This is a genomic window from Streptomyces virginiae, assembly GCF_000720455.1.
GTDB classification, from domain to species: domain Bacteria; phylum Actinomycetota; class Actinomycetes; order Streptomycetales; family Streptomycetaceae; genus Streptomyces; species Streptomyces virginiae.
This window is the reverse complement of the sequence record NZ_JOAK01000016.1, coordinates 85172-104601: the sequence shown is the minus strand read 5'-3', so window position 1 is coordinate 104601 and position 19430 is coordinate 85172. Positions and strand designations below refer to the sequence as shown.

Here is a 19430-nt window from a genome sequence, read left to right as displayed (position 1 = left end):
TCCCCGGGCCGTTCGTGAACGGCCCGGTGCAGTGATCGCCGGAAACGACGTCCGCGTGGGAGCGGGTGTGCGAGGTACTCCCGGTCTCTTCACCGTACTCCGGTTCGCGAGCCAGGAAGCCGCTTCTGACCAGTGTATTTTCCGGCGCAGACGGCGAGAGCGGCGCAGCCGGTCCCCCTCGCCGCACCGTGGGGGCGGGCGGAGTACCGTGAAACGACGGAGACGCTCCGCAGCTCAACAGCCCTTTCGGCGCCGCCGCAGGCAGTCGGACGGGGTGCCGCCGCACCGTGAGACAGGCGGAACCACCATGGCCGCATCCGACCACCCCGACCCTTCGAAGCTCCTCCCGGACGCGATCCACGAAGCGGTCAGGCCGGGCGCCGCCCTGCTCCGGCTGGAAACGACGCGGTCCCGCCAGGGGCTCCTGGACGGCGCCTGGTGGCCGCGCTCCAGGGACGTCACCGTCGAGCTGCCCGCCCTGATCACGGCACTGACCGCACATCTCGGGCCCATCACGCGGGTCGGCCTGGACACCTCCGCCTGGCAGGACGTCCCGACCCGCCTGGTCATCGACGGCCAGGTCGTGCACCTCGACGCCGACCCCGTCGGCGACGACACCGTCCTCGTCACGCGCGGCCACAACGATCACTTCGCCCTGCTGGTGGTCCCCCCGGACACCACCGCCGACGCCGCCCGCGAAGCGATGGCCCGCGCCGTCCGGGCCGACAACATCACGCAGGCCACTCAGATCCTCGTCACCACGACACCCGAACCTGAGGACGGCGCCGCCGAGGCGGCGGGCTGATCCCTCATCCTCAGCGGCGAGTGCCCGAGTGGTGCGCCGGTCAGAGCCCCTCGTCGTGCAGGTCCTCTTCGCGCAGAAGATCGTCCTCGCGGCGGCGCGACGTCTCCTTCTGCCCGGACTTGTGTCCCTTCTCGCGGGAGGACCTGCCGGGCTGGGGGTGCGCGGGGTCTCCGGGGCGACGGTGTTCCTGCGCCTCGCGCCCCTTGCCCGGCTCCTGGTGCTTGTCGTGCTTACCGTCCATGACGGCCACTCCTCTGGATGCGTGGGGTACGGGTTCCTCTCCGATCACGCTGACACGCGCCGCGAGGGTCTGCATCACGTCGACCGCGAAGCGAGGCACACGGCTGACGCCCCCCGCCGGCCCCGCGGAGCGAACCGGGACCTGACAGAGCCCGGCCGGGGCGAGTACGGGCTCCGGCCGGGCTCTGCGTGCGTGGGGTGACCCTCGGTCAGAGGTTCTCGTCGCGCAGGTCCTCTTCGCGCAGGAGGTCACCCTCGCGACGGTGCGTCTTCTCCTCGCGGCCCGGCTGACGGGACGGCCGGGCAGGCCCGGGGTGCATCGGGTCCTGGCCAGGGCGCTGCGGACGCTGCTGTTCCTCGCGGCCCTTGCCCGGCTCTTGGCGCTTGTCCTGCATACCGCCCATGACGGCAACTCCTTCGGGTGGGGAGGCGTTCGTGCCTCCCTCTCACGCTCGCACGCGTTGTCACATCTCGCATCTCGTTGACTACGGAGCGTGGCGCGCGGCAGCCGTCTCCGGACCTGGGCGAACCGGTTGTGAGCCTCGACATCCCTGCGGCACTGCCGTCCGCCTCCGGCTTCCTCTCCGACGCCGGAGCATCCGGGCAGTTTCCTCTGACGCGACGTGTACAGGAGAGTGAGGCGAGCCGGGTGGCCGGCTCATGTGCGTTGGGCGCGGTGCAGGAGGGGGTGGAGCCCGTGGCGTCGCAGAGCGGCCCGGGCGGCGTTCGCGCCCGGGGCACCGTGGACGCCGCCGCCGGGGTGGGCGGCCGCGGAGGCGAGGTAGAGGTTCTTGACGGGGGTCTCGGGGCGGCCGGTGCCCGGGGTGGGGCGGAAGATCGCCTGCTGGTGCATCGCGGTGGTGCCGTTGTTGACGGCGCCGTTGTGGAGGTTCTCGTTCATGGCCTGGAGGGTGGTGGGGGCCAGGATCCGGCGCGCGGCGATCCGGGCGCGGAAGCCCGGTGCGAACCGTTCCACCTGCGCTTCGATGCGGTCGGCCATGGCTTCCTGTTCGCGGGCATCCCAGCGGCCGGTGATGCGGTCGGGGCCCGCGTCGGAGGTGATGCGCTGCGGAAGATGGGTGTAGGCCCAGGCCGATTCCGTGCCGGCCGGTGAGCGACTGGGATCCGCCGTGGTCATCTGGCCGAACAGGGCGAACGGCTCGTCGGGAACCTGTCCCATGGCGATCTGCGAGGCGAACCGGGTCAGGCCGTCCACGCCGTCGGCCACGTGGACCGTCCCCGCTCCGGCAGCCTGCGGGGCCGTCCACGGCACCGAGCCGGTCAGTGCCCAGTCGACCTTGAACGTCGCAAAATCCCACTGAAAGCGTTCCAGGTCCCGCAGGAGGCGGGACGGTAGGTGTTCTTCGCCGACGAGGTCCCGGTACAGAGCCGGAGCGGACGTGTCGGCCAGTACGGCCCGTCGCGCGCTCACGGTCTCCCCGCTCGCGGTCCTCACCCCGACCGCCGTGCCACCGCGTACGGCGACGGAGGCGACGCGCTCCCCGCAGCGCAGGACGCCCCCTCGGCGCCTGAGGCGGTTCACGAGCGCCTCGGTCAGCGCGCGGGCGCCACCCACGGGCACGGGGAAGCCGTGGCTCTGGCCGAGCATCGACATCAGCCAGCCGAAGCCGCCGCTGCCGACGGCCTCCGGGGCCAGGTCTGCGTGCAGGGCGTTGCCGGCCAGCAGGAGCCGGCCCCCGTCCCCGGCGAACTCCTCCTCGCCCAGGCGGCGCACCGGCAGGGCCAGGTTCCGGGCCAGCCGCAGCCCCCCTGCGGCGCGGAGGCCGGCTGCCAGACGGAGCCCGGAGCGGACCGGCGGGAAGGGGGTGAACAGGGCCTGCACGAGGTCCGGGCCGACACGGCTCCACGCCTCGTACATGTCGCGCCAGGCGTCCGCGTCGGCCGCAGCGAACTCCCCCAGCCCGGCTGCCGTCTCCTCCATACGACGCTCCAGCACCGCGCACCGTCCGGTCCGGAGCGGGTGGGCCAGTACGGACGGGGCGTGGCTCCATCGCAGGCCCTCCGCGGCGAGGTCGAGGCGCGCGAGCACCGGGGAGGCCGCGGCCAGCGGGTAGAAGGCACTGAAGAGGTCCGACACGTAGTCCGGATGGACACCGCGGTCGCTGCGCACGGCTCCGCCGGGCTCCTGCTGTGCCTCCAGGACCTCCACGCTCCATCCCGCGTCGACCAGGAGGTTCGCGGCCACCAGCCCGTTCGGGCCTGCGCCGATCACCACCGCGTCAGGCATGACGGACCTTGCGGGGGTCGTTCTCGACGAGCCTGGCCAGGCGGGCCAGCATGCCCCGGTGCCGGAGCTGGAGCGCCACCTCGCTCACGGGGTTGTGGAGAGTGCCGCCCAGGCCGCGCAACGGGTGCTCGTCGCATACGACGAGCGTCTCCTCGCCCCACGGCCGGAGTTGCAGGAAGATCCTCGCCGTGCCCAAGGCCTTGAACGATGCCTCCAGTTCAAGTTCACGGCCTGGCACCTGGTGCCGGACCGTAGTCACCCCCTCGGCCGACCAGGGGCCCAGTCGCACGGTGTAGAGAAGCCGGGAGCCGACCTCGGGCCAGGCCTGATCAAGTGGCGTGGACTCGGATGGTCCCACCACCCACTCCCCGTAGCGGCTTGGATCCGCGAGTACCGCCCAGACAGCCGACGGCGAACGGTGGATCAGCTGGTTCCGTACGGCCATGAGCAAGTCCTTCTCGTGGACAGGAGAATGCGAACGCGGAGGGTGCCCCGCCTCGTTGCCGGCGCCTCGGGCCGTCGCCTGCGCGCGTGCAGCAGGAAGGAGGTACTACGGTTTCACACGACCCGGTGCACTCGTTGGTGCCGGAAAACCGCTAGCCGGCGCTGCGCTTGCCGGGCGGGTCCTGAGGGTCCACGCCCGTCGTGGCGGACGCGTCCTTCGTTCCGCTGGGCCGCTGGGAGCGGCCGCGGGGGCCCTGGTCGTGCATGCCCTTCTCCCCGGAGCCCTTGCTCTGGTCCTCGCCTCGTGTGCCGTGGCTCTTGACCGGCTTGCCGTGGGGGTTTCCGGCCTCTTCCTTGGAAACGGTACGTCCGGGGCCCTTGGCCGGCGCGTATGTGTCCGGGTGGAAGGAACGATGGGCGCTCGGGTTCTCCTGCTGACGGGTTTCGTCCACATCGGGGGACCAGCCGTGCTGCTTGGTGCCCTCGTGGGGACTCGGTCCCTCGCCGTGCTTCGGCTGGGACGGCTTCGGCTGTTTCGTCATGGCCTGGCCTGCTGTCCGGTTCGGGAACGGCGCGCATAGGGACCTGCGCGTTTGCCGTCGGTCTTCCCATCGTCCCACCGTCCACCGCAGCGGTCGCGTCGGCTCCGGACCAGGCGCCCTCCCCTGCGGTCGGCCGACAGCCCGGTTTCGCCGCGCCTGGCAGCCCCGGCATGGCACGACCGGCATCGCCCAACTGGCCTACGATGCCATGGGGGCCGCGGGACGAGCAGGACCGGAGGGCACATGCGAGAGCCGGGCCGGGAGACGGAGGCTGACCCGATCAACGCCGCCCAGCAAGGGGTACTGCGGTGGGTCGGCCTCACGGCTGCCTCCGATACCGGGATGGACCGGTTCGCCCGGCTGGTTTCACGAGTGCTGGGCGTGCCGGTGGCCTTCGTTTCGCTGGTCGAAGAGAACCGGCAGATCCTGCCCGGACTGATCGGTCTGCCGGAGCCCTGGGCCGGGCGCCGCGCACTTCCGCTGTCGCATTCGCTGTGCCGGTACGTGGTGGCTTCCGGTCAGCCCCTCGTGGTGCCGGACGCACGCGCCGACGAGCGGCTCCGCACCAATCCGGCCGTCACGGACCTTGGGGTCGTCGCTTACGCGGGCATTCCACTGAGAGACACCGACGGTCTCGTCCTGGGCTCCCTGTGCGCCATCGATCATCAGCCACGGTCCTGGCAGCAGGGCGAACTGTCCGACCTCGACGATCTGGCCGCGGCCTGCTCCGCCGAGCTGTGCCTGCGCATCCTGTCGGCCAAGAGCCGGTCCGCACAGCAGGTCCTGGAAACCGCTCGCGCCGCCGCCGAACACGCCCGGCGCGATGCCCAGCGTCTGGAACAAGAGGCCCAGGCCGGACTGGACCACGCTGAGCTGCTACTGCGGGCGTCTGAGGAACTGGCCCAGACCTCCGGGCTGGAGGACGTCCGACGACGGGTGCGGGACCTCTTCGTCGGCGCCGGGAAGCCCTCCTATGTCGGCCTGCTGGTCGCGGACAAGGACGAACTGCACCGGGTCGCCGACCCTGACATCGAACACTCGGTGGAACAGGAAGTCCTCACGCTGTCCGTGGACGCTGCGTTCCCGAGCGCCAGGGTCATGCGGGATCGGAGGGCGGTGTTCGTTCCCGACCGCGAGACGCTCGTCGCCGGGTACAGCCCCGTGGCGGTCCGCTTCTTCGACCGCATGGGCTTCACCACCGCGCTGTGCCTGCCGCTCTGGGGCAGCCGCGCCCTCCTGGGCGTGCTCGCGATCTGCTGGGCCAAGCGGCACGAGGTGGACGTCACCGAGCGGGCAACCCTCACCGCCGCGTCCGGCTACGTCGCGCAGGCGGTGGAACGTGCCCTGTACCTGGACGAACGGATCTCGGTCGCCCGGCAGCTCCAGGCCGCCATGCTCACCGACCTCCCCCTCGCCGACGGCGTCGAGATCAGCGCCCTGTACCAGCCGGCCGCGGACGACCACATGATCGGCGGAGACTGGTACGACGCCTATCACCTGCCCCGTGCGGCCAACTCGGACGGTGAGACCTCGGCGCTGATGGTCACGGTCGGCGACATCACCGGCCACGACATGCACGCCGCCACGATCATGGGGCAGATCCGCAGCATGCTGCGGCAGGCCACCCTCGACCATCCGCCCTACAGCCCGGCCGCCGCTCTGGCCGCCCTCGACGCGGCCTGTTCGATCCTGCCCCTGGAGACCAGCGGCACCCTCGTGCACGCCCGCCTCGACCCCGTCGACGGCAGCCCCGACTGGACGCTGACCTGGTCCAACGCCGGCCACCCGCCGCCCCTGCTCCGCGCTCCCGACGGGCACGTGACCCAGCTGCTGGAACACGACGTGCTGCTGCACCGGTCGCTCGGGGCCTTCGACCGCACGGAGCACCGACGCCCCCTGCAACCGGGCTCGACGCTCCTGCTCTACACCGACGGGCTCGTCGAACGCCGCGGTCACGACATGGACGCGGCCGTGGCACAGCTCATCGCCCTGCTGGCCCGCCACGGGGGCGGTTCCCTGGACGAATTGCTCCGCCGGATCAGCAACCGGCTGGCTCACCCGGCGCCCGAGGACGACGTCGTCCTGCTCGCCGTGCGTACCCCCGTGGTCGCACAGCCATAGCGGTGCGGAGACGACAGCAGCCACGGCGCCTCGGGACTCCTTCGTCGCCGTGATCCGAGCCGCGTTTCGCGGCTCTCCGCAGACCAGGCCTTTGTGACGCAGATCTGAGCGTTGAGCGCAGTTGGCGGGGCAGGCGCAGACCGGAGGTGGTCGATCTTGCTCAGAGGGGTGGATACGGCGCGAAGGATCTGGTCGGCGGTCACGGAGCGAGCCGGCTATCTGCGCCGCGCGGTGCGGGGAGCCGGGGGTGAGCGCGACGAGGTGCTGCTCGTCGCCAAGACGGTGGTCGCGGCGATGGCGGCTTGGGTGCTGGCGCGCCATCTGCTGCCTCCTGCCGTTTCGACGTTCGCACCGTTCACCGCGTTGGTGGCACTTCAGGCAACGGTGTACCGATCGGTCCGCGACTGTCTGCAGTACGTGGTGGCCGTGGCAGCGGGAGCCACGCTCGCCGCCACCCTGGCGGCCGTAGCCGGCATCCACGGCTGGACGTTCGGCTTGCTCACGCTCATCGCCCTCTGCATCGGCAGGGTCCGGCGCTTCGGGCAGCAGGGCATCCAGGTCGCCATCGTCGGCTTCTTCGCGTTCTCCTCCGGACAGGGGCAGATCGACTACATCGGCCACCTGATCGCGTCCGTGGGCATCGGCGCGCTCTGCGGCCTCGCCGCCCACATCATCCTCGCTCCCGCCCGGCACACCGGCCATCGGCAACAAGCCGTCACCGACCTGTACACCACCATGGCCCAGCGCCTCGACGACCTCGCGGTCACCCTCGAAGCGAGCGATCCCGATCGGGACCACCTGCGCCAGTGGCGCCGCGACTGGCGCAGCCTGTCCGAGGAGTGCGAGCGCATCCGCCACAGCATCGAGGCCGAGATCGAAAACGGCCGCTTGAACCCTCGCCGAACCCTCAGCGGCTCCGGCGAGGCCCTCCCCCGCGCCCGGGAAGCGATCACGGTCGCCGAACGCAGCATGGACCACCTCCGTTCCATGACCCGGACCCTGGACTACGCCCTCGACAGTGGGGAACTGGGGAACCTGCCGGCGTCTTTCCGGCCCCGCTTCAGCGCTGTCCTGCGCGCTGTGGCCACGGTGCTGGAGGAAATCGGCAAGGCGGCCCACGTCAGTCCGAACGTCCTCGACGCGAAGACCGACCGGGCAGCCGCAGAACTCGACCTCGTGCAACGGCAGGAACGGACCGCCCCGGAAGCCTCTCCGGCAGTGCACGCCTTGCAGGGCACGCTCCTCACGGACGCCGGCCGCCTCCTGGCCGATCTCCGGTCGGGGCGGCAAAGCCTCGCGAGCACCTGAGGACCCGCGCACCAACCCCGGTCCCGCGTGGTGTGACGTAGCGGGGGCGGGGTAGGCGGCCATGAGAAAGGCGTCAGCTGCTCCTGCGGACGGACGTCCACCGCGGTTGAGTCATTCGAGGTCAACCGCGCGCCAAACGCCCCCTCAGATGCCACCACCCTCCGTGGAGCGTCCGGTGAAGCGTGGCGTCGGCAAGGAACGACCATGAAAGCGGCAGTGTACGAAGGTCCGCGCACGGTGACGGTCAAGGACGTCCCCGACGCGAAGATCGAGCACCCCGGCGACATCCTGGTGAAGATCACCACCACCAACATCTGCGGCTCCGACCTGCACATGTACGAGGGCCGGACCTCTTTCGAGACGGGCCGGACCCTCGGCCACGAGAACCTCGGCCAGGTCGTCGAGGTCGGACAGGCGGTCAGCAAGGTCAAAGTCGGAGACTGGGTTGTCCTGCCCTTCAACATCGCCTGCGGCTTCTGCAAGCAGTGCGAGCAGGGCCTGACGAACTACTGCCTCACCATGCAGCCCGAGCCGGACATGGCCGGCGCCGCGTACGGCTTCGCCGAGATGGGCCCCTACCAGGGCGGCCAGGCGGAACTCCTGCGCGTACCCTACGGCGACTTCAATGCCCTGCGCCTGGGCGAGGACGCCGCCGAGCGCCAGCTCGACTACGTGATGCTGGCCGACATCTTCCCCACGGGCTACCACGCCACGGAGATGGCGGGCGTCAAGCCCGGCGACCAGACGATCGTCTACGGCGCGGGCCCCGTCGGCCTCATGGCCGCCTACTCGGCGATCCTCAAGGGCGCCGGCCGCGTCTGGGTCGCCGACCACCACCCCGACCGACTGCGGCTGGCCGAGGAGATCGGCGCGATCGCGATCAGCACCGCCGAGCAGGATCCGGCCGAGGTGGTCAAGGAAGCCACCCTCGGTCTGGGCGCGGACAACGGCTGCGAATGCGTGGGCTACCAAGCCCACGACCCCCAGGGCGAGGAGGACGCGACGCTGACCATGAACGGGCTCATCGAGTCGGTCCGGTTCACCGGCGGCATCGGCGTGGTCGGGGTGTTCCTGCCCGAGGACCCGGGCGGAGCCGAGGCCCAGGGCGAGCTGGAAGCCCAGGGGAAGGTGCCGCTGGACTTCGGCATGCTCTGGTTCAAGGGCCAGCACATCGGTACCGGCCAGGCTCCCGTCAAACGCTACAACCGGGCCCTTCGGGATCTCATCGCCGGCGGCAAGGCTCAGCCGAGCTTCCTCGTCTCCCACGAACTCGGCCTCGACGAGGCGTCTTCGGCCTACGAGCACTTCGACAACCGCGACGACGGCTGGACCAAGGTCGTTCTCCACCCCAACGGCAGTGCCGGCAGCGGCCGCCGGACGTCCGCCGCCAAGCGCAGCGGGCGCACCACGGGCGGTTCCTCCGAGCACACCCTGGAGGAGCTGCGCCGAGAGGCCAGAGCGCAGGGCATCGAGGGCCGTTCTCACATGAACAAGCAACAGCTGGAGCGGGCTCTCGAACACTGATCGCGGACCGGGCCGGACCCGCCCTGCCGGGTCCGGCCGCGGATCAAGACGGCGGAGCCTGCCGGAACACCGCACGCCGACGGCTTGAGCCAAAGGGGATGAAAAGGGATTGCTTGCGACATCAAAGGCGGGGGTGGGGGTAGCCGAACACCATGGATCCCAACAATCACACCCCGCTCCGCGCTGTTGCGCTCGTTCGCACCCTGTCGCCCTCTCGGTCGCCGCGGTCTGTGTCGTCGGCAACGAGGACGCAGCCCACACGGTCAGCGCCGGCCTCTTCCGGGGCCTGAACGACGTCGGCTTCCCTCGCCCCGAACGCCGTCACCTGCTGGGTCGGCGAAGCCTCAGGGCAGCCCCCTGCCCGGCGAGCTGACCCACAGCCCCGCCCCTGCGTGCCCCGGAGACCGGAGATACGAATGTCGTCCCAGAAAGCGCCCCGAGTTTCCGACCCCGTCACCCGCCACCCACGCCCGCCGTTCCCCGACCAGGAGCAGGAGCCCCCGGGCTCGACCGAGGAGATGGATCCCCGACCCGATCACGGCGAGGGCTCCTACCAAGGCCACGACGTCCTCCTGGACCGGGCGGCCCTGGTCACGGGAGGCGATTCCGGCATCGGCAGGGCCGTATGCCTGGCCTTCGCCCGGGAGGGCGCGGACGTCGTCCTCACCCACCTGCCGGAGGAAGCCGACGATGCGGCCGAGACCGCCCGTCTGGTCGGTGAGGCGGGCCGCAAAGCCGTCCCCGTCCAGTGCGACATCCGCGACGAGGCTCAGTGCGAGGCCCTGATCGACCGTGCCGTGAGCGAGCTGGGGCACCTCGACATCCTCGTGAACAACGCCGCGTACCAGATGTCCCAGCCCGACGGGATCGAGGCGATCACCACGGAGCAGTTCGACCGGGTGATGAAGACCAACCTGTACGGGATGTTCTGGCTCTCCCGTGCGGCCCTCGCCCATATTCCGCGTGGCGGGTCGATCATCAACACCGCCTCGGTACAGGGCTATCAGCCCAGCCCGCACCTGCTCGACTACGCGATGACGAAGTCGGCGATCATCTCTTTCACCCACGGGCTGGCGCAGATGGTCGCCGAACGCGGCATCCGCGTCAACGCAGTGGCCCCAGGACCGGTCTGGACGCCGTTGATCCCGGCGACCATGCCCGACGTGACGGAGTTCGGCAAGCAGTCGCCCCTGGGGCGGGCGGCCCAGCCGGCGGAGATGGCTCCCGCCTACGTCTTCCTGGCCTCGCCCCAAGCCGGCTACATCACCGGCGAGATCGTCAATGCCACCGGCGGCACACCCCTCCCGTGACCTGCGGAGAGCAGATGCGCAGGCCCCTCGTCCCACCACACCGGCGCCCATGAGGAGACCGACCATGACGAAGCAACAGCAGTCGGCAGAAGACGCCGCCAGGAACGAACTGCCGGGCCGACCGGGCCCCGTACCCCCGCCCGTGGCCGAGCCCCTGCAACCGGGGGAACCGCTGCCCCCGAAGCCGGACCAGGAAGGCCCCGAGACGGTGAGCCCCACCGGACAGCCCACCGGAGCGGACCAGGCACGCGTGGCGCAGAGCGGCGCATACCTGACCACCGCCCAAGGCACACGTCTGCCGGAGACCGATCACTCACTCAAGGCCGGAGCCCGCGGTCCGGTCCTCCTGCAGGACCACCACCTACGCGAGAAAATCACCCACTTCGACCACGAGCGGATCCCCGAGCGAGTGGTTCATGCGCGTGGCGCCGCCGCGCACGGGGTCTTCCAGGGGTACGGAACGGCGGGCGAGGTGTCCAAGGCCGCGTTCCTCGCCAAGGACGTGGAGACGCCCGTCTTCGTACGCTTCTCCACCGTCCTCGGCTCACGCGGCTCCGCCGACACGGTGCGCGACACCCGTGGGTTCCCAGAGCGCGCACGACACCTTCTGGGACTTCGTCTCCCTGCACACCGAAGCCACCCACCACACCATCTGGAACATGTCCGACCGGGGCATCCCCCGCTCGTACCGCATGATGGAGGGCTTCGGAGTCCACACCTTCCGGCTGGTCAACGCAGCCGAGGAGAGCGTGCTGGTGAAGTTCCACTGGAAGCCGAAGCTGGGCGTGCACTCCCTGGTCTGGGAGGAAGCACAGCTCATCAGCGGCATGGACCCGGACTTCCACCGCCGGGACCTCTTCGACGCCATCCAATCCGGCGCGTTCCCACAGTGGGAACTGGGCATCCAGGTCTTCCCCGACACCGACGACCAGATGTTCGAGGGCATCGACCTCCTCGACCCCACCAAAATCGTCCCCGAGGAACTCTCGCCCGTTCAGCCCATCGGCCTCATGACCCTGAACGCCAACACCAAGAACTACTTCGCCGAGACGGAGCAGGTCGCCTTCCACCCCGGCCACCTGGTCCCCGGCATCGACGTCACCGACGACCCGCTGCTCGCCGGCCGGCTCTTCTCCTACCTCGACACGCAGATCAGCCGGCTCGGCGGCCCGAACTTCGGGCAGATCCCGATCAACCGGCCGCACGCGCCCGTCAACGACATGCTCCGCGACGGCATGCACCAGAGCGCCGTCCACACGGGCGTAGCCCCCTATCACCCCAACAGCCTCGACGGCGGCTGCCCCTTCCTCGCCGGCGCCGACATGAGCGCCTTCATCGAAACGCCCGTCAAGGTTCCGGCAGCGAGCAAGGTCCGCGAGGCACCCGCCTCCTTCTCGGACCACTTTTCCCAACCGCGGCTCTTCTGGCTCAGCATGACCCCGCCCGAGCGCGAACACATCGTCGCCGCCTACACCTTCGAACTGAACAAGTGCTACGAGCAGGCCATCAAGGAACGCACCCTCCAAGTCCTCGCGAACATCGACACGGAACTCTGCGAACAGGTCGCCACCGGACTCGGCCTCCCGGCCCCCACGTCCACCGAACCGCTCGCTTCGCCCGACCCCAGTCCGGCCCTCTCCCAGATGGGCGGGACCTGGCCGCCGGACGGCCGCGTCATCGGCATCATCGCCGACGCCGCCTCCGATGTGGACGGCGTACGTAGCGCCCGGCAAGCCGTCCTCGACACCGGCATGGTGCCCCTCGTCATCGCCCCGACCGGCGGCACCCTCGGCCCGGACGGCGACCCGATCGCGGTCCAGCGGACCTACGCGACCGCCCGCTCCGTCGAATTCGATGCGCTCCTCCTGGCAGGTGAGCCCCGGGCGGGCGCAGATGCGTACGGCGCCCGCGACGCCAAGGCCGGCACCGCGCAGCCGCCACAAGCCCCCGACCCGCGCGTGCTGCTGCTCCTGACGGAGGCGTACCGCCACGGGAAGGCTGTCGGCGGGTGGGACGGCGCGGAGCGCCTACTGGAGTCCGCCGGCATCACTGCGGACGAGCCGGGCATCGCCACCGGCGAATCCAGCACGGCCGTCGTGGCGGAACTGACGCGGGCGCTGGGTGGACACCGCGCATGGGACCGCTTCCCTGCCAACCTCTGACGCCATCGCTCCTTGCCGCCCACCCGCGGGCTCGCGGATGGGCGGCAACGGGCGGGTCGGTAAGGGCAGCGCGTCCCGGCTCGGGGCTTACCGCGGTTCACCCGTGAGGTGGTGTGGTGTCGGCCTCACCGGCTCCCGGCGCAGGTCCGTGAGGGAGATCAACACGGTCCTTCATCTGAGGAGCAGCGCCCGCCGGCACGCTTCGGCGGTCGCGTCTCCCCGTGAGCGCGCGAGCGAGCCGACCGGCCCGCGATCAGTCTTTGGCGCTCGGGACGGCAAGGGGTTCGCCGGGGGCCTTCTTCTTCGCCGCCTCCATCTGTTCGCCCAGTTCCGTGAGACGGTTACGGCCCATGGCCTTGCGAACGTCGGGGAACCACTCCTTCTCCTCTTCCTCGACGTGGTGCCGGACGTTCTCCATCAGCACGCTCATCTTCGCGTCGAACCGCTCGTCGGCCGCGTCCAGGTCCTTCAGCTCGGAGAGCATCCACAGCACGACGTGATGCTCCTCGATGCTCTCGAGGACGTGGTCCTTGGTGTCGGGGGCGGCCTCACGCGCGGCCGGGTAGAAGATCTTCTCCTCGATCCAGGTGTGGGTGGTCAGCTCTTCGATCACCTGGTCGGCGATCTTCCGTTTCTCCGCGTGAGCGTCGTCGTCTGCCTTCTCGAACTGCTTGAACAGCTTCTCGACCGTCTTGTGGTCTTCCTTGAGCAGCACGATCCCGTCCACCAACGCCTCCAGAGCTCGCAGTACCGGGCGGCCCGGCCGGCCACCCACGCGCGTGTACCCGGCCCGCGCTCGCGGCGCTCGCCCGAGAGGAGGGATTGGCCAGGACGGGTGACATGCCTACGCCGTCCGCTGGGCCACCGAACCGCGCCGGCACACCGTCCGGCATAGACCCGTTCGACGTCTTGGCATGTGCGTGAACGGCCTGGTCCTCGGAACGTGCCGGAGGCTTCAGCATGACGAGCCCCTGCGCGCCTGCTCCACCCCGCGGGGAAGCCCCGGCCGGTCATCCGGGTTCGATGGCCCTGACCGACGCCCCCGGCGAGGCGGGCCTTCTTCAGGAGGGGGGCGTTGCGGTGTGATCGGGATGGTCGGGGGTGCGGCGAATCGTTTTGAGGCGGGCCTCCAGCAGGTGGTCGCGTCCACCGGCCACCTCGTCGACGATGTTCCGTTCCACCGCGGCGAAGGGCCGGTAGTAGGTGGAGTTGTAGGCCTCGATGATCTGGAACGTCCAGTGGCCCGGGATGACGTTGCGGCCCACGATCTCGCGCTCGACGCGGGCGGCCTGCTCCTCGTGCCCCGCCTCGCGCAGGAGCCGGGCCGCGTCGCCCAGCTCGAAGTCCGCGGTTCCGGTCAGCTGGTGGAACCCGTAGAGGTGACCGCGGGCTCTCTCCGTGGTTTCCAGCGCCTTCGAAAGCGCGCCCAGAGCGCGCACCGTCTTCTCGTCGACACCCTCCGGAGCCTCGTGGGCCGGATCCATCTCGTGATTGCTGTCCATGGAGCATGTCTGCCCCAACGCCCCTTTGGCGCCTTGCCGACTGGGCCATTCGGCGTAAGGCGGCCCTCTGCGTGCGCCCGGCTCCGCGCGTCTGGCGCCCAAGCGTCGTCGCGGAGAAGCGGGTGATCGCAGGCGAGATCTCCTGCCCTTCGGCCGGAATAAGAAACACATAAGAATCGCATACATGTCCTGGGTCCGGTCGGGCACACGGTGCTTCGGAGGTTGATAACTATGGTTCCCCTGCTTCTCGTTCTTCTGCTGGCCCTGATCCTCTTCGGCGCGGGTTTCGCGGTGAAGATTCTCTGGTGGGTGGCTGTCGCAGTCCTGATCCTGTGGCTGATCGGTTTCGTCGCCCGCCCCAAGGGCGGTAGTGCCCGCTGGTATCGCTGGTAGCCGTACCGGTCGCCGTGACTCAGCAGCAACCCGTTCGATCCGGGTGCGTGAAGTCGCAAAGGCGGGGCAGGCGAAGTTCAGGCGGAACGCAGGACCATCCGCCGAGCACGACGTACGGAACAAAGAGGACGACGGAGAACCACTTCTCCGTCGTCCTCCATTGACCGGAGGAGTTGTTTTTCGCGTGACTGAGCATGTGTGGAGTTACCAGCCGACCTCGGGCCACCTGGCCGGTGCGGATCTGACCGGCTACAAGGTCGAGGCGACCGACGGCAGCATCGGCAAGGTCGACAAGCACTCCGACGAGGTCGGTGACGCCTACCTGGTGGTCGACACCGGTGTCTGGATCTTCGGCAAGGAGGTCCTGCTGCCGGCGAGCACCGTCGTCAGGATCGACCCGGAGGAGCAGAAGGTCTTCGTCGACCGCACGAAGGAACAGATCAAGAGCGCCCCCGAGTTCCACCGGGACAAGCACCTCGGCGACGCCGGGTACCGGGAGGAACTGGGCACGTACTACGGCACCGGAGCCCCCTTCGGCGGCCGCCCCGCCTGATCGCCATCCCGCACGACGACGCCGGTCCCGGCACCCACCTGGGTGCCGGGACCGGCGTCGTGAGGGTCAGCCCTCCTCGAATTCGAGGACCTCGGCCAACGCGGCTTCCTGCTCCTCCACGTCTCCGGCACGCCTGGCGATCACCGCGTCCGCGTCCGCGTACACAACCACGCCCTCGCCGCGCTCCGGGTCGAACGCCAGACGGGAGGCGCGCAGCCGGGCAAGGGCTCCTTCGAAGTCCGCGGGGCTGCGCGTCCAGCCCTACGCCACCGACCAGTGGCAGCGGTGTCGGCGGCCGCGGTCGGTCCACGCCGAGCTGCCCGCCGCGGGGTGGAACGACTTCCCGCGTCCCGGTCGGGTTCGTGGCGGCAGTCAGGGGGTCTGCGGCACTCTGAGAGGGGCTCCGGCCGCGTGGAGGCTGGCGAGGGTCTGCCGGTAGGAGTTGACCAGGCTGGTCTCCAGGTAGCTGACCCCGAGCTCCCGGCAGTACCCGCGGACGATGATCCGGGCCCGGCGCAGGTGCGGGCTGGGCATGCTCGGGAAGAGGTGGTGCTCAATCTGGTAGTTGAGACCGCCCAGGACGATGTCCGTGAGCCGGCCTCCGCGCACGTTGCGGGAGGTCAGCACCTGGCGCCGCAGGAAGTCGGGACGGTCGGCGCCCCGCAGGACCGGCATGCCCTTGTGGTTCGGCGCGAAGATCGAACCGAGGTAGACGCCGAAGAGGCACTGGTGGACCAGGATGAACGCGACCGCCTTGCCGGGCGGCAGCACCAGGAACATCGCGCCGAGGTAAGCGGCAAAGTGCGCGGCGAGCAGGACCCCCTCCCACACCCGATGCTTGAGCGAGCGGTCGAACAGCGACCGCACCCCGGACACGTGCAGGTTGAACCCTTCCAGCGTGAGCAGCGGGAAGAACAGCAACGCCTGCGAGCGGCCGAGCAGCCGCGGCAGTCCGCTGGCCGCGCGGGCCTGGTCCTGCGTCCAGACGAAGATGTCCGGGTCGAGGTCGGGATCGAGGTCCTCGTGGTTGGGGTTGGCGTGGTGGCGGGTGTGCTTGTCCTGCCACCAGCCGTACCCCATGCCGATGCCGAAGTTGCCGGCGAGGCGTCCGGACACCTCGCTGGCCCTGCGCAGTCGGAACACCTGCCGGTGGGCCAGGTCGTGCGCGAGCAGGGCCACCTGCCCGAACACGAAGGCGAGGAAGGCAGCCGCCGACAGCGTCCACCAGTTGTCGCCGATCAGGAAAAGGGCCGTCCACCCGGCGGCGTACAGGGACGTCACGGCCACGATGCGCAGCGCGTAGTACCCGGGGCGTCGGGCCATGAGACCCGCTTCTTGGATCTTCCGGGAGAGTCGGGCGAAGTCGCTCCCCGAATCCGCCCGTACGGGAGGGGGACGCACCGTCTGGGAGGAATTCATGTCAGGAGTCGCTTTCCTCGTCGGTCTCGGAGGAGCGGCCACGGCACCTGCGGAACGCCCTGTGCCGGGCCCACCCGGCCCGCGGGTGACGCTCCCCGTCCCAGTGCGCATACCCGCGATATCGACATTGACGTGCCCGGCTGCCAGCGCGAACGTCATGGTGTGAGGCAGGGACGCAGGGTGAAGAGATTGCGGGTGCCGGTGAGGTCGAGGACGCGCAGTGCTTGGCGCGGGACGCCGCACAAGTGCAGGACGCCGTCCTCGGCGCGGGCGCGGTTGCGCAGGGTGAGGAGCACGTTGAGGCCGCTGGAGTCCATGTAGGTCAAGGCCGACAGGTCGAGGGCGAGGATCTGCCCATGCAGGGTCAGGTCGTCGGTGGCTCGGGTGACGTAGGGGCAGGTGGTCATGTCGAGTTCGCCTGTCACGGTCACGACCGTCACGTCGGGTTGTGCACTGACGACGAGGTCAAACCTGTTGGGGAGCATGGCTGTCCGCCGTTCGGGGATCGAAGCCCATTACGGTCGGCTCCCGCGAGCGCGGAGGAGGCCGTCAAGCGTGCAGCCGTCGGAAGGCCACTCACAGCCGAGCGAGACCACCCGTGCCGCCGGTCGCCTTCAGGCGTGCGGGGTCTCCCACCAGACCAGGCTGGTTCCCCCTGAGCGTGTCACGCCGACGCCGGGAACACCAGACCGCCCCACCCGTCGACGGCGGCAAGCGCCGGTAACCGTGCCACAGCGATCCGCTGTCGCATCTGTCCGTCCGCACTGTCCGGCCGCACTCGGCATACGGTGTCGCGGTTTGCGTTCGCGTAGCGGGGCATCCGCCAGTCAGGCACGCCGGGCAAAGGAGGAACAGGTGACCACAGCCGTCCTGGATCAGTCGCTGTCTCGTACCGGCTGGCCTGGAGCAGCAGCTCGCGAGGCCACCCGTGCCTTCCTCGCGCGCGCAGCCCGCCTGCGGGCGCCCACCAGGGACGGAAGCATGGATGACGTGCTCCTCGTGGTGGCCGAGCTGGTCGCGAATGCGACCCGGCACACCGACGGCCCCTCTTCGCTGCACCTGGAACTGCTCGATGACGCCGTCGATGTCTGCGTCTGCGACCCCAGCCCCCGGCCGCCCGAGCCGAGGACCCCTCGCACGGACGGGAGCGGTGGGTGGGGATGGTTCATGATCCAGCGCCTCGCAACCCACATCCGGATCGGCCCGGCAGTCGGCGGCGGAAAGATCATCTGCGCGAAACTCCCCTGGTAGCAGGATGTCGGCGCGGCTCGTGACCGGTCCCGGCCGAGCCGACTCCGGAACGTGTCGCCGCGCAGGCTGCGGGTTCACCGGCCGCCCGGGGTCCCGTGGTGCAATGTGACTGTCCGACGCCGCCTTGGCGCGGGTCTCCCCGATCCGCGACGAGTCCGGGCCTCCATCACGCGATAAGGGGTCGTTGTGACCGCAAGAGAGCCGGACGACGCGCATGCCTCTCGTCACTCCATGGGCGGCAGCCGACCCGGCCTGACCATGACGTTGGCGGAAACGTTGGAGGCTGCGGAGGCCGCGGCGCCCGTGGAGTCGCTCGATGTGGTCGCGCGCATGCTCAGGGAGCACCTCGGGGCAGCCTCGGTGTCCTTCTTGATCGCCGACTTCACGGGCAGTTCGGTCGTACGCCTGGGGGTGGCGGGCAGCGTCGACACGGGCGAGCCGGCCGCGCGCATTCGGCTGCGGGGGACCCTGTACGACGACGTGATCCGCAGCCAGCGGCCGCAGGTGGAGGACAGGGGCGGCGGTGAGCTGGTGCGGGTCGTCGCCCCGGTGACCAACCGGGGGGATGCCATCGGGCTCCTGGAGCTGTTCCTGCCCACCGCTCCGGGCGACGAAGTGATGCGGGAGATCGGTGAGACCGCGCACGCGCTGGGGTACATCGTCATCGCCAACCGGTCCCACACCGATGTGTACCAGTGGGGCCGGCGCACCAAGCCGCTGAGTCTGGCCGCGGAGATCCAGCACCGCCTGCTCCCGGCGTCGCTGGCATGTGAGGCGGCACAGTTCGCGGTCGCAGGCGCCCTGGAACCCGCCGACCACGTCGGGGGCGACACCTTCGACTACGTGATCGACCGGGATACGGTGCAGCTCTCCGTCACCGACGCCATGGGGCACGACGTCGACGCCGCACTGCTGGCCACCCTCGTCGTGGGGGCCCTGCGGAGGGCGCGGCGGGCGGGCGCCGACCTCGAGGAACAGGCCCGCCAGGCCGACCGGGCCATGCGCGATCACGGCCGGGGCGGTTACGTCACCGGTCAGCTGCTGCGCATCAGTCTGCTCGACGGCCGGGCCGAGTTCGTCAACGCCGGGCATCCCTGGCCGTTGCGGATGCGCGACGGGCAGGTAGAAGAGATCGTTCCCGAAGTCGATCGGCCGTTCGGCCTTAATGTCCAGGGATCCCCGGCCGGCACCTACCGGGTGCAGAAGCTGGATCTGCGGCCGGATGACCGGCTGGTGATGTTGACGGACGGCATGCTGGAGCGCAACGCCGAGAGTCTCGACCTGTCGGACCTGATCCTCCGCACCCGCGCCCTGCATCCCCGCGAGGCCGCCCGCACCCTCATCGGAGCGATCGTGGACGCCGGCAACGGCCGTCTGGACGACGACGCAACCGTCATGTGCCTGGACTGGCGCGGCGTCGGCGCCTCCGAGCGTGACGCGGCCACGGGCGCCGACCTCGCCGATGCCTCACGACCGTCGACTGCGCAGCTCTACCCGGACGCGTAGGGGACAGACCTCGGGCCACAGGCGCATGGAACGGGCGCCGCGGGACACACGTATGCCAACGGGCCTGAGTGCAGGCACAGTCGGGCCGTCCGTATCCACGCG

General features: G+C 70.1%; 19 protein-coding genes and 2 pseudogenes. 11 read left to right on the top strand and 10 right to left on the bottom strand.

Features of this window, described 5'->3' with window-relative positions:
• Positions 1–307: 307 nt before the first annotated feature.
• Positions 308–805, top strand: a complete 498-nt coding sequence (locus IG86_RS0122865; protein ID WP_030899139.1) for a DUF5994 family protein — start codon at positions 308–310, stop codon at positions 803–805.
• A 40-nt stretch (positions 806–845) separates the two neighbouring features.
• Here IG86_RS0122865 and IG86_RS0122860 read toward each other — a convergent pair whose 3' ends face one another.
• From IG86_RS0122860 to IG86_RS0122840, 5 genes are all read right to left on the bottom strand, one after another.
• Positions 846–1046, bottom strand: coding sequence for a hypothetical protein (locus tag IG86_RS0122860; RefSeq protein ID WP_051785369.1), 201 nt, complete (start codon positions 1044–1046; stop codon positions 846–848).
• A 208-nt stretch (positions 1047–1254) separates the two neighbouring features.
• A complete protein-coding gene (locus IG86_RS0122855; RefSeq protein WP_030821659.1) occupies positions 1255–1449 on the bottom strand; it encodes a hypothetical protein in 195 nt (64 codons plus the stop codon).
• Positions 1450–1703: 254 nt separating this feature from the next.
• Positions 1704–3293, bottom strand: coding sequence for a phytoene desaturase family protein (locus IG86_RS0122850; RefSeq protein WP_030899135.1), 1590 nt, complete (start codon positions 3291–3293; stop codon positions 1704–1706).
• Positions 3286–3738 (bottom strand): SRPBCC family protein, encoded by a 453-nt coding sequence (locus tag IG86_RS0122845; protein ID WP_030821655.1) that lies wholly within the window; start codon positions 3736–3738, stop codon positions 3286–3288. Before IG86_RS0122845 ends, IG86_RS0122850 begins: the two co-directional genes overlap by 8 nt.
• Positions 3739–3889: 151 nt before the next feature.
• Complete coding sequence (locus IG86_RS0122840) at positions 3890–4279, bottom strand: hypothetical protein (protein ID WP_030899132.1); 390 nt, start codon at positions 4277–4279, stop codon at positions 3890–3892.
• A gap of 342 nt (positions 4280–4621) precedes the next feature.
• Here IG86_RS0122840 and IG86_RS0122835 point away from each other — a divergent pair, with 342 nt between their 5' ends.
• The 6 genes and pseudogenes from IG86_RS0122835 to IG86_RS38970 all read left to right on the top strand — a co-directional run bounded on the left by IG86_RS0122835 (position 4622) and on the right by IG86_RS38970 (position 12704).
• The gene (locus IG86_RS0122835; protein ID WP_244306015.1) at positions 4622–6400 is read left to right on the top strand and encodes a SpoIIE family protein phosphatase; all 1779 of its coding nucleotides are present in this window, start codon (positions 4622–4624) and stop codon (positions 6398–6400) included.
• Between the two features lie 168 nt (positions 6401–6568).
• A complete protein-coding gene (locus IG86_RS0122830) occupies positions 6569–7708 on the top strand; it encodes an FUSC family protein (RefSeq protein ID WP_244306013.1) in 1140 nt (379 codons plus the stop codon).
• Between the two features lie 204 nt (positions 7709–7912).
• Positions 7913–9232, top strand: coding sequence for an alcohol dehydrogenase catalytic domain-containing protein (locus IG86_RS0122825; RefSeq protein ID WP_030821647.1), 1320 nt, complete (start codon positions 7913–7915; stop codon positions 9230–9232).
• A 217-nt stretch (positions 9233–9449) separates the two neighbouring features.
• Positions 9450–9576: pseudogene (locus IG86_RS44520) on the top strand (NADPH-dependent oxidoreductase); the annotation flags it as partial.
• 72 nt (positions 9577–9648) lie between these two features.
• Positions 9649–10542, top strand: coding sequence for an SDR family oxidoreductase (locus tag IG86_RS0122820; RefSeq protein ID WP_030821645.1), 894 nt, complete (start codon positions 9649–9651; stop codon positions 10540–10542).
• Positions 10543–10606: 64 nt separating this feature from the next.
• Positions 10607–12704: pseudogene (locus tag IG86_RS38970) on the top strand (catalase).
• Positions 12705–12957: 253 nt separating this feature from the next.
• Here the strand turns inward: IG86_RS38970 and IG86_RS0122810 are convergent.
• Both IG86_RS0122810 and IG86_RS0122805 read right to left on the bottom strand, forming a co-directional pair.
• Positions 12958–13431: a hemerythrin domain-containing protein gene (locus tag IG86_RS0122810; protein WP_030821641.1), complete on the bottom strand. Its 474-nt coding sequence runs from the start codon at positions 13429–13431 to the stop codon at positions 12958–12960.
• A gap of 334 nt (positions 13432–13765) precedes the next feature.
• Positions 13766–14206 carry a hypothetical protein gene (locus IG86_RS0122805; protein ID WP_030899126.1) on the bottom strand — a complete coding sequence of 147 codons (441 nt, stop codon included), beginning with the start codon at positions 14204–14206 and terminating at the stop codon, positions 13766–13768.
• Positions 14207–14437: 231 nt separating this feature from the next.
• Between IG86_RS0122805 and IG86_RS0122800 the strand changes: the two genes are divergently transcribed.
• Together IG86_RS0122800 and IG86_RS0122795 are read left to right on the top strand one after the other, a co-directional pair.
• The gene (locus tag IG86_RS0122800; RefSeq protein ID WP_030821637.1) at positions 14438–14599 is read left to right on the top strand and encodes a hypothetical protein; all 162 of its coding nucleotides are present in this window, start codon (positions 14438–14440) and stop codon (positions 14597–14599) included.
• Between the two features lie 184 nt (positions 14600–14783).
• Positions 14784–15152 carry a PRC-barrel domain-containing protein gene (locus tag IG86_RS0122795; protein ID WP_037942878.1) on the top strand — a complete coding sequence of 123 codons (369 nt, stop codon included), beginning with the start codon at positions 14784–14786 and terminating at the stop codon, positions 15150–15152.
• Between the two features lie 66 nt (positions 15153–15218).
• Here the strand turns inward: IG86_RS0122795 and IG86_RS45090 are convergent, their stop codons facing one another.
• The 3 genes from IG86_RS45090 to IG86_RS38965 form a co-directional block, all read right to left on the bottom strand.
• Entirely contained in the window at positions 15219–15368 is a 150-nt protein-coding gene (locus IG86_RS45090; protein ID WP_157854876.1) for a peptide ligase PGM1-related protein, read from the bottom strand.
• 156 nt (positions 15369–15524) lie between these two features.
• On the bottom strand, positions 15525–16571 hold the full coding sequence (locus IG86_RS0122785; RefSeq protein WP_030899120.1) for a fatty acid desaturase family protein: 1047 nt from the start codon (positions 16569–16571) through the stop codon (positions 15525–15527).
• 155 nt (positions 16572–16726) lie between these two features.
• Positions 16727–17056, bottom strand: a complete 330-nt coding sequence (locus IG86_RS38965; protein WP_045936658.1) for an STAS domain-containing protein — start codon at positions 17054–17056, stop codon at positions 16727–16729.
• Here IG86_RS38965 and IG86_RS44515 point away from each other — a divergent pair.
• The gene (locus IG86_RS44515; RefSeq protein WP_107056271.1) at positions 16977–17822 is read left to right on the top strand and encodes an ATP-binding protein; all 846 of its coding nucleotides are present in this window, start codon (positions 16977–16979) and stop codon (positions 17820–17822) included. The two genes, IG86_RS38965 and IG86_RS44515, sit on opposite strands and share 80 nt — an antisense overlap.
• A gap of 258 nt (positions 17823–18080) precedes the next feature.
• Positions 18081–19328 carry a PP2C family protein-serine/threonine phosphatase gene (locus IG86_RS0122770; protein ID WP_030821626.1) on the top strand — a complete coding sequence of 416 codons (1248 nt, stop codon included), beginning with the start codon at positions 18081–18083 and terminating at the stop codon, positions 19326–19328.
• The last annotated feature ends 102 nt before the right edge of the window (positions 19329–19430 follow it).